General features: G+C 35.5%; 17 protein-coding genes. 16 read left to right on the top strand and 1 reads right to left on the bottom strand.

Annotation, left to right across the window (positions count from 1 at the left end):
- Nucleotides 1–90 precede the first annotated feature (90 nt).
- Nucleotides 91–645 (top strand): serine hydrolase, encoded by a 555-nt coding sequence (locus CRO00_RS19455; RefSeq protein ID WP_097075340.1) that lies wholly within the window; start codon nucleotides 91–93, stop codon nucleotides 643–645.
- Nucleotides 646–706: 61 nt separating this feature from the next.
- Here the strand turns inward: CRO00_RS19455 and CRO00_RS19450 are convergent, their stop codons facing one another.
- On the bottom strand, nucleotides 707–1,642 hold the full coding sequence (locus CRO00_RS19450; protein WP_097075339.1) for a DUF1385 domain-containing protein: 936 nt from the start codon (nucleotides 1,640–1,642) through the stop codon (nucleotides 707–709).
- A 133-nt stretch (nucleotides 1,643–1,775) separates the two neighbouring features.
- On the opposite strand from CRO00_RS19450, the gene CRO00_RS19445 reads away from it, so the two are divergent.
- From CRO00_RS19445 to tlp, 15 genes are all read left to right on the top strand, one after another.
- Nucleotides 1,776–2,228: a hypothetical protein gene (locus tag CRO00_RS19445; RefSeq protein ID WP_097075338.1), complete on the top strand. Its 453-nt coding sequence runs from the start codon at nucleotides 1,776–1,778 to the stop codon at nucleotides 2,226–2,228.
- Between the two features lie 38 nt (nucleotides 2,229–2,266).
- Nucleotides 2,267–2,695 (top strand): type II 3-dehydroquinate dehydratase, encoded by a 429-nt coding sequence (aroQ, locus tag CRO00_RS19440; RefSeq protein WP_097075337.1) that lies wholly within the window; start codon nucleotides 2,267–2,269, stop codon nucleotides 2,693–2,695.
- 15 nt (nucleotides 2,696–2,710) lie between these two features.
- Nucleotides 2,711–3,772, top strand: coding sequence for a M24 family metallopeptidase (locus tag CRO00_RS19435; protein WP_097075336.1), 1,062 nt, complete (start codon nucleotides 2,711–2,713; stop codon nucleotides 3,770–3,772).
- A gap of 13 nt (nucleotides 3,773–3,785) precedes the next feature.
- Nucleotides 3,786–4,343, top strand: coding sequence for an elongation factor P (gene efp / locus CRO00_RS19430; protein ID WP_097075335.1), 558 nt, complete (start codon nucleotides 3,786–3,788; stop codon nucleotides 4,341–4,343).
- A 192-nt stretch (nucleotides 4,344–4,535) separates the two neighbouring features.
- Nucleotides 4,536–4,742 carry a stage III sporulation protein AC gene (locus tag CRO00_RS19425; RefSeq protein WP_097075334.1) on the top strand — a complete coding sequence of 69 codons (207 nt, stop codon included), beginning with the start codon at nucleotides 4,536–4,538 and terminating at the stop codon, nucleotides 4,740–4,742.
- 7 nt (nucleotides 4,743–4,749) lie between these two features.
- On the top strand, nucleotides 4,750–5,127 hold the full coding sequence (locus CRO00_RS20030; protein WP_141396989.1) for a hypothetical protein: 378 nt from the start codon (nucleotides 4,750–4,752) through the stop codon (nucleotides 5,125–5,127).
- Between the two features lie 12 nt (nucleotides 5,128–5,139).
- Nucleotides 5,140–6,051 carry a stage III sporulation protein AE gene (locus tag CRO00_RS19420; RefSeq protein ID WP_097075333.1) on the top strand — a complete coding sequence of 304 codons (912 nt, stop codon included), beginning with the start codon at nucleotides 5,140–5,142 and terminating at the stop codon, nucleotides 6,049–6,051.
- Nucleotides 6,048–6,185 carry a hypothetical protein gene (locus CRO00_RS20245; RefSeq protein WP_161946751.1) on the top strand — a complete coding sequence of 46 codons (138 nt, stop codon included), beginning with the start codon at nucleotides 6,048–6,050 and terminating at the stop codon, nucleotides 6,183–6,185. The genes CRO00_RS19420 and CRO00_RS20245 overlap by 4 nt, the downstream gene beginning before the upstream one ends.
- A 188-nt stretch (nucleotides 6,186–6,373) precedes the next feature.
- Nucleotides 6,374–6,781 (top strand): hypothetical protein, encoded by a 408-nt coding sequence (locus CRO00_RS19415; RefSeq protein ID WP_097075332.1) that lies wholly within the window; start codon nucleotides 6,374–6,376, stop codon nucleotides 6,779–6,781.
- A complete protein-coding gene (locus tag CRO00_RS19410; RefSeq protein ID WP_097075331.1) occupies nucleotides 6,778–7,320 on the top strand; it encodes a SpoIIIAH-like family protein in 543 nt (180 codons plus the stop codon). The genes CRO00_RS19415 and CRO00_RS19410 overlap by 4 nt, the downstream gene beginning before the upstream one ends.
- A gap of 174 nt (nucleotides 7,321–7,494) precedes the next feature.
- On the top strand, nucleotides 7,495–8,001 hold the full coding sequence (accB, locus tag CRO00_RS19405) for an acetyl-CoA carboxylase biotin carboxyl carrier protein (protein WP_097075330.1): 507 nt from the start codon (nucleotides 7,495–7,497) through the stop codon (nucleotides 7,999–8,001).
- A gap of 14 nt (nucleotides 8,002–8,015) precedes the next feature.
- The gene (gene accC / locus CRO00_RS19400) at nucleotides 8,016–9,392 is read left to right on the top strand and encodes an acetyl-CoA carboxylase biotin carboxylase subunit (RefSeq protein WP_097075329.1); all 1,377 of its coding nucleotides are present in this window, start codon (nucleotides 8,016–8,018) and stop codon (nucleotides 9,390–9,392) included.
- Nucleotides 9,393–9,529: 137 nt separating this feature from the next.
- A complete protein-coding gene (locus tag CRO00_RS19395) occupies nucleotides 9,530–10,507 on the top strand; it encodes an LLM class flavin-dependent oxidoreductase (RefSeq protein WP_097075328.1) in 978 nt (325 codons plus the stop codon).
- Between the two features lie 123 nt (nucleotides 10,508–10,630).
- Complete coding sequence (locus CRO00_RS19390) at nucleotides 10,631–11,035, top strand: Asp23/Gls24 family envelope stress response protein (protein ID WP_097075327.1); 405 nt, start codon at nucleotides 10,631–10,633, stop codon at nucleotides 11,033–11,035.
- Nucleotides 11,036–11,454: 419 nt separating this feature from the next.
- Nucleotides 11,455–11,691, top strand: a complete 237-nt coding sequence (gene tlp / locus CRO00_RS19385) for a small acid-soluble spore protein Tlp (RefSeq protein ID WP_097075326.1) — start codon at nucleotides 11,455–11,457, stop codon at nucleotides 11,689–11,691.
- Nucleotides 11,692–11,750: the final 59 nt, after the last annotated feature.

Raw genomic sequence — 11,750 nt, 5'->3', positions numbered from 1 at the left:
GTATCTAAAAAAAGTATGTCAAGGTTCTTATTGAAATCGAGAAGAACCAAATAGCATCAACTATTGAACCTAATTATTTATGTGCGAAGTTTGAGTAATGATTATCATTTGTTAATATTAGGTCTTATTCTTGAAAGAACAACAGGTAAAAGTGTAACAGAATTCTTCTATGAGAAGATATGGCGTCATTTAGGCGTGGAATTTCCGGTTTTAATGATATTGGATAGTGAAAAACATCAATTTGAAAAGATTGAAAGCGGTTTAGTCATGACTGCAATTAATTTAGCAAAGTTTGGTAGTTTATTTTTAAAAAATGGTGAATGGGAAGGTAAGCAGATTCTTAGCTCAGATTGGATTAAGGAATGTGTAAGCCCACATAATGTGCCATCTAATTATGACCATTTTCGATATTATCAAAAACATCCCTGGGGAAAAATGTGGTTTAATCAAAATAAAGCATACTATAAATATTTATGGTGGGGACATCTCAATGACCCAAGGAATAATGATTATTTTGCATTAGGAGCATTAGGTCAAGTTCTATATATTAGCCCAGAAAACAATACAATTGCAATACGCCTTGGAAGTAAATGGGGTGTTAAGGATTGGTGGCCTACTATCCTCTATAAATTAATTAATCAATAACCTAGCAATGAAAATATTTGTATATACTAAAAAAAGTGTATGGCAACCATACACTTCATTTTTAATCATGATGTAATTCCATTGCAACTTCCGGATTTTTTTCCACTTCATGAAGTTTTTTAAATGAGGCAATGGCAACTTCCACCATTTCATCTTTCGGTTCTTTTGTTGTTAATAATTGTAGCCATAGACCTGGGTAACCAAGATATTTTAAGATAGGAATCTCTCTAAAAGCATTTGTGATCTGAAGTACCTCAAAGGAAATACCTAGTACGACAGGGATTAGCAAAATTCTAATCACTAAACGTAACCATAATGGATCGGTTGGGAAAAAGAAATAAACAAACATACCAATGATTACGGTGAATAAAATAAAACTTGAGCCACAACGATAATGTAATCGGGATTGTTTTTGAACGTTTTCTACTGTCAGTTCCATGCCATTTTCATAGCAGTTAATTACTTTATGTTCGGCACCATGATATTGGAAAACCCTTTTAATAAGAGGTGTCATCGAAATTATATATAAATAGGCAAGTAGTAATATTAGTTTAAAGCCAGTTTCTAAAAAGATTTGTGGGTATTTACCTGTTACCCATGGAGAAAACAATTCGGCTAAAAAAACAGGAACTAGTGTAAAAACGAATTTACCAAATAAAAACGAAATAACTCCAACAACTGCTACACCTAAAATCATTTGGAGTTTTGACATTTCACCTTCAGATTGTTCTTCCTCACCAGGGTCCATGTCATAACGTTCACTAGCAAATTGTAAATGTTTTGCGCCTAAACCAGACGATTCAATTAACGCTACAACACCACGTACGAATGGAATTTTCTTTAGCTTTTGAAAAATTGGTTTTTTTGGTTTTTTTGCATAATAATATTCAATCGATTCATCATTTCTACGTACTGCTGTTACGGTATGGTCTTTGCCTCCGAACATCACACCTTCTAAAAGTGCTTGTCCACCATAAACAGGTGCTTGATTACTCAATATAACACACCACTCTCTCAATATATAAAACTTATAACTATACTATTGTACTAAATTTTCTACAAAACCTCTACCCAAGCGCATAATGAATTTTAAAAATGGCGAAACTTATGAAAAAAAAGAGGTGTTGTAAATGATTTACTTAGCAATAATGACAAGTATTTTTGCTTCTCTATTTTTAACGCTGTCATTAAAACTTTTATCACTGTTTCATTTTATTAAATGGAGTCCTGTTGGCTACACGAAGGAATGGGGTATCTTAGTTCACAATCATTGGACAATAAAATGGCTGTTTTTAATTATCATGATTTTCCTTATTACACTCATTTTATATTTCATCATGCAATATGTTGCACTTGTTCCGCATTTTTTCACTTCACTTATCATCGGTGCAGTATTAGCATTGATTGTGGAATGGATAATTTTTGATTTGCCTGCAGAATTATCTTCATTTAAAAAATTATCAATTCCTTTTATGGTAATAGTAATTATTACAGCTCGATTTGTCTTTGAAACAGCTGCATATCATTACAGAGCGCATAGTGAACGAAATAAGTTGCCCTATAAAGACTCTATGATAAAATAAAATGGTGGTAATTTTCGTTAAAAAAGGAGAATCACGTTATGAATCTTTTAGTATTAAACGGACCGAATTTAAATAGATTAGGCAAAAGGGAGCCAGAGATTTACGGTAGTGAGACGTTAAATGATGTGAAAGACAAGTGTGTTGCTCTAGCTTCACAATTTAGTGCTAGCCTAGAATTTAAACAATCAAATCATGAAGGAGAGCTTATTGATTGGCTTCATGAAGCAGAAGATAGTGGTGTGGATGGTATCGTCTTTAACCCCGGTGCCTACACACACACTAGTATTGCATTACGGGATGCCATTGCCGCAATTAATGTCCCAGTCATAGAAGTGCATATTTCCAATATACATAAACGTGAAGCATTTCGTCATGAGTCTAAACTTGCAGCAGAATGTGTTGGTCAAATAACAGGGTTGGGGACATTCGGATATGAACTTGCCCTTAGAAAGTTTTTACAACAATAAAGAGGGGATATGTTTATGATCAAAATTGAGAAATTACGTAAAGCGTTGGTTGACCAAAATGTTGATGCAATTCTTATTACAAATCAATACAATCGCCGTTATATGACAGGTTTTACTGGAACTGCTGGAGTGGCAATTGTTTCACAGGAAGATGCGGTTTTTATTACAGATTTCCGTTATACAGAGCAAGCAAAAAGACAAGTTCAAGATTTCCGTATTGTCCAACATGAAGGAATTCTTTATAAAGAAGTTGCGAACCAAGTTGCCAAAATGGGAATTAAAACGTTAGGTTTTGAGAAAGATACTATGACATATGGGTTGTATGAAAATTATAACACCCTTGTAAAAGCTAACTTAGTACCTCTTTCTGGGTTAATTGAAAAAATTCGCTTGATTAAGAACGAACAAGAGATTAATATTATTAAGGTTGCATGTGAAATTGCAGATCAAGCATTGACTCACATTTTAGAGTTTATTAAGCCAGGAAAAACTGAGCTTGAAGTGTCGAATGAATTGGAATTTTTCATGCGTAAACAAGGTGCTCAAGCGTCATCTTTTGATACGATTGTTGCTAGTGGTGTGCGCAGTGCATTGCCACATGGTGTTGCAACGAACAAAGTTATTGAAAAAGGTGATTTTGTAACCCTTGATTTCGGTGCATTATATAATGGCTATGTCTCTGATATAACTCGTACAATTGCTGTTGGGCAGCCGTCTGACCAATTGATTGAAATGTACAACACTGTATTACAATCTCAGCTTCTTGCTTTGGAGAAGGTTGGCCCTAGTATGACAGGAATCGAAGCGGATGCCGTTGCTCGAGATTACCTCACTTCCAAAGGGTATGGAGAAGCATTTGGACATTCTACTGGTCACGGGATTGGATTAGAAGTTCATGAAGGACCTGCACTGTCATCACGTTCTGAAACGGTTTTAGAACCAAATATGGTTGTGACAATCGAGCCAGGAATCTACTTACCAGGAATTGGCGGAGTCCGCATTGAAGACGATATTATAATCACAGAAACAGGTAATGAAAAACTAACGCATTCGAAAAAGGAACTAATTATTTTGTAATGGAGGAAAACTCATGATTTCAGTAAACGATTTTCGTACTGGTTTAACAATTATGATTGATGGCCAGTTATATCGTGTTTTAGATTTCCAACACGTTAAACCAGGTAAAGGAGCTGCCTTTGTACGTTCAAAATTACGTAATTTACGTAACGGAAACGTAACAGAAAAAACGTTCCGTGCTGGTGAAAAAGTAGAAAAAGCTCAAATCGATAACCGTAAAATGCAATATTTATATGCACAAGGTGATTCACACGTGTTCATGGATATGGAATCATATGAACAAACTGAATTAGCAGGTGCACAAATTGAATACGAACTAAAATATCTTCTTGAAAATATGGAAGTTCATATTCAATCATTCCAAGGCGAAATGCTAGGTGTTGAATTACCAAATACGGTAGTTCTTGAAGTAAAAGAAACAGAACCTGGTATTAAAGGTGATACTGCTTCGGGTGGGTCTAAACCTGCTGTGATGGAAACTGGACTTGTTGTTCAAGTTCCGTTCTTCGTTAATGAAGGCGATAAATTAATCATCAATACAACAGACGGATCATACGTATCTCGTGCATAGCATTATTAAAAACAGTAGTAAACAAAATTCGTTTTGTTTATTGCTGTTTTTTATTTTTGCAGATCAACCAGAAAATATTATTTTAAGTCTATCTAGTGTCAAGTCATCTAAAAAGTAGATGACTTTTTTAGATTGGACAGGTCTATTTAATGGAACAAGCTCATATATTGCCTTACACAAGGAGGCGTCGTAATGGAGTTATCGGACGTTTTGCGAGTAGCTGGGGTAGGGCTCATCATTGCTTTACTTCATGTTTTCTTTGAGCAAATCGGCAAAAAGGAATTTTCATTTTTTATATTTTTTATTGCATACCTATATATAACTGCAGAACTAATAAGATTTTTACGGCTTTTCTTTGACGATATTTTGACATTCTTCCAATGGCTGAATTTAAACTAGGTATCTTATGAACTATTTAATGTATGCCGTAATTCTAATTCTACTTCTAATATTTATTAAAGAAACAATTCATAAACTACATGGACTATTCGTTATTATTTTCTTTTTCGTACTACTATATTTCTTACTGTCGGTGCTCGCCATTCCATTCATAGAGCAGCTTCTTTCGTATGTTTCATCAGTGCCCTATGTACCCCAGCTTGTGTACTCTGCACTTTTTTATCAGATAGGATTGTTTTTTCAATCCTTATTTGATGAAGAGGAATACGAAACATTTGGTGAACTCGTGATGTTTTCGGTACGCATCGTACTACTATTTTATTGGACTAGCGAATTTGCAAAAGTACTTTCGAATTTCTCGTCAATTTTAGAAAAGCTTCAATAAGGGGCTTTGACAATGAATGATCTACTTAATATTTTTATCGATCCGCTAAAAATAGCTGGACAATCTATCATTCTTATCCTGACCTACACGATATTGTTTTTAGTAATTGAAGCATTTATCCCTAAATTTAAAAAATGGGCTGACACATTATTTATCATCGTACTCATCTTAACACTCGGACAAACAGTGATGGATTCATTTTCATTAATGGGGCAATTGGTCAATATTGCTTCCGATTTCTTTTTAGGAGTTACACCAATTTTAACTTCCTTGTTAGTCGTGCTGAACTCGGTGTTTTCCTTTATTGCATGGAGTCCGGTAATCCTCTTTATTTTTGAAATGCTTATGTTACTATGCAAAAACATTTTAATCCCTGCAGTAACAGTAGCGCTTGTTCTTGATTTTTGTACAAGGTTTATTCAAGATGTTAGTTTTTCGAAAGCATCTGATTTAATCCGCGGCTCCGTCATGACGATGATCACTGCATTATTACTAGGGATGGTAACTGTTCTATCATTTACTGGTGTAGCTTTCTTTACAATTGATCAGGCAATTGCAAGTCCAGCAAAAAAAGTAATTGAACAAACAATTCCGATTGTTGGATCACTGATTGTTGAAGGATTTTCCATCTTTCAAAAATACCAATCAACAGCAACAACAGTAGCAGGATTTAGTGCGATGACAGCTTTTTGGATTGCAGCCTTTTTCCCAGCAGGAAAACTTTTAATCCATGCGTTAACGTTTAAGTTCTTAGCTGCCATCGTGGAACCATTTTCGGGTGGAACCATTAGTGGGCTGTTAGATGATGTGGGCAAATCATTATTATTACTTTGTGCAGTTGCCATTCTTTTAGGCATTGCCTTTGTGTTTATTTGGTTAATTTTAATGGTCATTATGCAACTAGGGGTGGGGAAAAGTTTTTGATCAAACTAATTGCAATTATTCTAATAGGAAAATGTTTATTACTCTTGGCCGATGAAAAAGATGTTTTAGTCTATGTAAAACTAGCAACATTACTCATTTTTATTACAACAATGTTAGATTTTCTTAAACTTTAATTCATACAGTTGGGACTAGCTTCATACAATGTGTTGAAACATGAAACTTTGTTCAGTGCAACCCCATACAAAATGTAAAAACATCTTAACTGAACAAAAACATTTTAATCATATAATCGCCTTGAATACAACTAGATTATGGAAGTTAGGCGTATTGGAAGGAAGGGGGGCGCTCGGGGAGACGTGAGGTGGAGAAAAAATGGACAAAGCAAAAACTAATATTTATTCCGGTTGCATTATTAGTGTTCATTGCGTACATTTCTGTAACGTTTAATGATCCAAAGGGTGAGCAGTATGATACCTCATCAGCAGAGGGGAAACTTGAGCAAACATTAAGCCAAATTCAAGGTGTTGGACAAGTAAAGGTTTACTTCCATTACGATGAAAATACGACAAAAACATCTGGTGATAGCAGTTTACTAGATTTTGGTTCAACTAGTAATAAACCAAATGTATCAGGTTTGCTCGTTGTTTCGGAAGGTGCGTCTGACCCAAGCATTCAAAAGAAACTTTTAGAAACTATTAGTCGAGTAATGCAAATGCCTACTCACAGAATTATGATTGTACCGATGGAGAGTAAAGGAGATGAACAATGAAAGTAAAAAGAAGAACAGTATGGTTATTAACGCTTTTAAGTTTAGCGGCTGTCATTTCAGTTTACTATGTATTTGAACCTAATCGTGATGTGGATCTGTTAACTATCTTTACAGACGACACATTACAAGAAACAACTTTAACAAGTGTAGATGAAGAAGAAATTACAACGACAACATCAGAAAGTTACTTATTCGATGAAATGCGTATGGAAAAAAGTAATGAACGAAGTCAGATTAGAGATCAATTAACTCAAAAAATTGCTTCAGATCAATATACTGCTGAAGAGAAAAATGAAGCATTTAATGAAATGAATGCATTAATTGAACAAGAATCCTCAGAGGCAATGCTTGAAATGTTGATCGAGTCGCTTGGTTATTCAGATGCGTTAGTACGAGTTAAAGATGAAAAAGTAGCTGTAACAGTATTATCAGACGAAATTTCAAAACAACAAGCCAATGAAATTATCTTTATTGTACGTTCTGAGCTAGAAGATATTAGTGATGTATCCGTGAGTGTTTCTTCAAATTACTACAATTAATAATTTTCTAATATAATAATGTTATATAACAGAAATTGCGCAGTGCATTCGTTTACGCAACGAAAGCACTGTTTTTTACGTAAAATTTATAAAATTTCAATTATTTGTTTCAAAAAGTATGAAAAAATTATAAAATGGTATTTGTAGTTAATCAAAACTTAAGGGGTGTACACAATGTTTAAAGTACAAGAATTAAGAGAAATTATTAAATTAGTAGATGGATCTTCAATCGATGAATTCGTTTATGAAAACGATGGTGCTAAAATTAAGTTGAAAAAAAGCAATGGCGTAGTATCAGAAGTAGTTGTTCCAAAGAAAGAAACAGCAGCACCTGTTGTACAACAAGGCACTGTAGCAGCAGCACCTGCGCCAGTAGCTCCGAAAGCTGAAGAAAAGGTAGAAGAGCCAAAAGCAGCAGCTCCAGTTGCTAATGATGCATCATTACATAAAATTACTTCTCCGATGGTAGGAACTTTCTATCAAGCTCCATCACCAGATTCTCCTCCTTATGTAAAAGTTGGCGACAAAGTTGGAGATGAAACAATCGTTTGTATCGTAGAAGCGATGAAATTATTCAACGAAATCGAAGCAGAAATTAAAGGTGAAGTTGTAGAAGTACTAGTGAAAGACGGTCAATTAGTAGAATACGGACAACCACTATTCTTAGTGAAACCTGAGTAAGGGGTGCTTCTATTATGAAAAAAGTATTAATCGCAAACCGTGGTGAAATTGCAGTACGTATTATCCGTGCATGTAAAGAACTAGGGATCGAAACAGTTGCAGTATATTCTGAAGCTGACCGTGAAGCGCTTCACGTTAAATTAGCAGACGAAGCGTATTGCATCGGACCAAAACTATCAAAAGATTCTTATTTAAGTTTCCCAGCTGTATTAGGCGTGGCAGAAAAAACTGGTGTTGATGGTATTCACCCAGGTTACGGCTTCTTAGCTGAAAACGCAGACTTTGCTGAGGCTTGTGAAAACGCTGGAATCAAATTTATCGGACCTTCTTCTGATTCAATTAAAATCATGGGGATTAAAGACGTTGCTCGTTCTACAATGGAAGAAGCTGGTGTGCCACTTGTTCCTGGGACAGGCATTGTGCCAGATATTGAAACAGGTAAAAAGTGGGCAAGTGAAATCGGTTATCCTGTTATTATCAAAGCTACAGCGGGTGGTGGCGGTAAAGGAATCCGTGTTGCACGCACAGAAGAAGATCTTGTTAAAGGAATCGAAATTACGCAAAAAGAGGCTGCTGCTGCATTCGGTAACCCTGGCGTATATTTAGAAAAATTCATTGAATACTTCCGTCACTGTGAAATTCAAGTATTAGCTGATGGTCATGGCAATGTCGTTCATTTAGGCGAACGTGATTGTACAGTTCAGCGTCGTATGCAAAAACTTGTTGAAGAAGCGCCATCTCCAGCATTATCGGCTGAACGTCGTGCTGAAATGGGTGCTGCAGCAGTAAAAGCGGCTCAAGCTTGTAACTATGAAGGTGCAGGTACAATTGAGTTTATTTACGACTACCAAGCAGACAAGTTCTATTTCATGGAAATGAACACACGTATTCAAGTAGAACACCCAGTTACTGAAATGATTACTGGCGTTGACTTAGTTCAACAACAATTAAAAATTGCATCTGGTGAGAAATTACCATTCACTCAAGATGATATTAAAATTAACGGTTGGGCAATTGAATGTCGTATTAATGCAGAAAATGCATATAAGAACTTCATGCCTTCAGCTGGTACAGTAGATACTTATATCACTCCTGGTGGATACGGTGTACGTATTGACTCTGCTGTCTATGCAGGTTATACAATTCCACCATTTTATGATTCAATGGTTGCAAAACTAATTGTTCACGCTGATACTCGTGAAGAAGCGATTGCAAGAATGAATCGTGCATTAAGCGAATTTGAAGTTTCAGGTCCTGGAATTAACACAACCATTCCATTCCACCAAGCTTTAATGAACAATGAAGTTTTCCAATCAGGGAAATTCAATACAAAATTCCTTGAGGAAAATGATATTTTAAATGTGAATAAAAAAGAAGCAGTAACAAAATAAAAGTTTTGTAAGAGATTTTCTCAAATTTGAGAAAATCTCTTTTTTATATATACAAGCATTTTTCATATTCATAAGCTCAATTAAATGAATGAAATTCCAAATAATCTTATACTAAAGGAGAAGGGAGAGGACGAACTTTGTTACCAAAATTATCAGTATTAGATTTAGCTCCTGTTTTAGAGGGGCAAACAATCGAACAATCATTTCGAAATAGTAGAGATTTAATTCAACATGTTGAAAAATTCGGATACCATCGTTATTGGGTGGCAGAACATCATAATATGCAAGGCATCGCTAGTTCAGCAACTTCTGTCTTAATCGGTTACCTAGCGGGAGCAACTTCAACGATTCGCGTTGGTGCTGGCGGGATAATGTTACCAAACCATTCCCCATTAGTTGTAGCAGAACAATTCGGAACATTAGAGTCGATGTATCCTGGGCGAATTGATTTAGGTTTAGGTAGAGCACCTGGTTCAGACATGCTCACGGCAAGAGCGTTAAGACGTGATGAACGTGGCGCTTATGAATTTGATCGTTTAGTTGATGAACTGATGGGGTATTTTGAAGATGTTGACCGACCTGTGATTGCCGTACCAGGAAAAGGATTAACTATTCCGATTTGGTTGTTAGGCTCTAGTTTATATAGTGCACAATTGGCAGGGAAATTAGGTTTACCTTATTCTTTTGCAAGTCATTTTTCACCAGAATTGTTAGATGATGCGTTAAATACATACAGACGTAATTTCGTACCATCTGATGTATTAGATAAACCATATGCCATGATTGCTATCAATGCAATGGTAGGCGAAACCGATGAAGAAGGTGAATTTTTAGCAAGCACGCTTTTCCAACAGTTTTTAGGTATGATTCAAGGAAAAAGAGGAAAAACAAAACCTCCTTGCGAAATGGATAGTCTTTGGTCACCTCACGAAAAACAAACAGTTCTCCAACAGTTAAAATATACGTTTTTTGGTTCGCCACAAACGGTTTATAATAAGCTGACACAATTGATTAGTGAAAGAGAAGTTGATGAAATTATTGTGAACAGCGCAATATATGATCAAGAAAAAAGAAAAAAATCTTATCAGTTGCTAGCCGAGATTTGGAAATCGTAAAAATTAAAGAATATTGTAGCTTTGTTCCCAACGTTAAAATGAAAAATGATATAATTAAAACAAATAGAAGTCTTTGTAAAATCTGGTACTCAAAGTTTTGCAAAGTAGGAGAGGATGAAGAAGATGGCTGAGAAAGTAACAAAAGCTTTCGTACAACCAACTCCTTCTGGAAAAGAAGAACTTGGTCAAATAGAAGTAGCCCCTGAAGTAATCGAAGTTATTGCCGGTATTGCTACGACAGAAATAGATGGAGTCGCTGCAACACGAGGAAATTTCGCCTCTGGAGTAGCTGAACGTTTCGGTAAAAAAGTCCATTCAAAGGGTGTGAAGGCAACAATTTCTGATGATGGACAAATTGTCATTGATGTATATTGTTCTGTGAAATACGGTTTTTCAATTCCAAAAGTAGCAAAGGAAATTCAAAGTGTTATTCGTCAAGCAATATTTAATATGACATCCATCAATACAAATGAAGTGAATGTTCACATTACTGCAATTCAATTTGAACAGTTAAAAGAAGAAGAATAAATGAACTACGAAAGCCCTACCTTTTTAGTAGGGCACTGAAAAAGTCGATTTTAATAAATTTTTATAATAAAAATACGCTCAGATCTTTTAGGAAGTGGGATTCACGAAGACTCCTACGGGAACAGCTTGAGCTGAAGACCCCGCAGGAGCTTGCGACGAGGAGGCTGAAGCCAAGCCCGTGGAAAGCGAAGTGAATCCCACCTTCTATTTAGAAGCAAATAATTACTATAAATTTTTATCGGTATTTAGTTTTTCAGTGGCTTCCCTTTTTAGGAAGGGTTTTTTTGTTTATGAGGAAATAGTACGTTAATCCAGCAGTTATTTTACCTGTTAAGTTCAAAACTTTTTTACGTATAAACCTAGTGGAACCATCCAAACTAAAGCCGTAATTTATTATTACCTTTAGGGAGGAAAGTATTATGTCACACCGTAGACAAGCAAAACCAGATGATCGATCAGATAATGTAGAAAAATTACAAAGTATGGTCCAAAACACACTAGAAAATATTGAAGCTGCAGAAGAAACAGCTGCATTTGCTGGCCCTGAAGAAAGAGCGGATATTGAAGCAAAAAACCAAAGACGTAAAGAAGCTGTAAGAGGTTTACGTGAAGAAATTAAAGATGAAGCCGCAGCTCGTGAACGCGGAAATTATTAAGAGCTTACGTATTTTTAGTAGAGTATGTCTAAACTGACATACTCTTTTATTGTTAAATA

This window comes from Ureibacillus xyleni (genome assembly GCF_900217795.1).
GTDB lineage: Bacteria > Bacillota > Bacilli > Bacillales_A > Planococcaceae > Ureibacillus > Ureibacillus xyleni.
The sequence above is the reverse complement of the archived record's forward strand: the minus strand, read 5'-3'. Positions and strand labels throughout refer to the sequence as shown.

Bases quoted from the DNA above. Each gene is read 5' to 3' on its own strand.
- CRO00_RS19445 (WP_097075338.1), top strand. From the start codon at position 1,776: ATGATTTACTTAGCAATAATGACAAGTATTTTTGCTTCTCTATTTTTA.
- aroQ (WP_097075337.1), top strand. From the start codon at position 2,267: ATGAATCTTTTAGTATTAAACGGACCGAATTTAAATAGATTAGGCAAA.
- CRO00_RS19435 (WP_097075336.1), top strand. From the start codon at position 2,711: ATGATCAAAATTGAGAAATTACGTAAAGCGTTGGTTGACCAAAATGTT.
- efp (WP_097075335.1), top strand. From the start codon at position 3,786: ATGATTTCAGTAAACGATTTTCGTACTGGTTTAACAATTATGATTGAT.
- CRO00_RS19425 (WP_097075334.1), top strand. From the start codon at position 4,536: ATGGAGTTATCGGACGTTTTGCGAGTAGCTGGGGTAGGGCTCATCATT.
- CRO00_RS20030 (WP_141396989.1), top strand. From the start codon at position 4,750: ATGAACTATTTAATGTATGCCGTAATTCTAATTCTACTTCTAATATTT.
- CRO00_RS19420 (WP_097075333.1), top strand. From the start codon at position 5,140: ATGAATGATCTACTTAATATTTTTATCGATCCGCTAAAAATAGCTGGA.
- CRO00_RS19410 (WP_097075331.1), top strand. From the start codon at position 6,778: ATGAAAGTAAAAAGAAGAACAGTATGGTTATTAACGCTTTTAAGTTTA.
- accB (WP_097075330.1), top strand. From the start codon at position 7,495: ATGTTTAAAGTACAAGAATTAAGAGAAATTATTAAATTAGTAGATGGA.
- accC (WP_097075329.1), top strand. From the start codon at position 8,016: ATGAAAAAAGTATTAATCGCAAACCGTGGTGAAATTGCAGTACGTATT.
- CRO00_RS19390 (WP_097075327.1), top strand. From the start codon at position 10,631: ATGGCTGAGAAAGTAACAAAAGCTTTCGTACAACCAACTCCTTCTGGA.
- tlp (WP_097075326.1), top strand. From the start codon at position 11,455: ATGTCACACCGTAGACAAGCAAAACCAGATGATCGATCAGATAATGTA.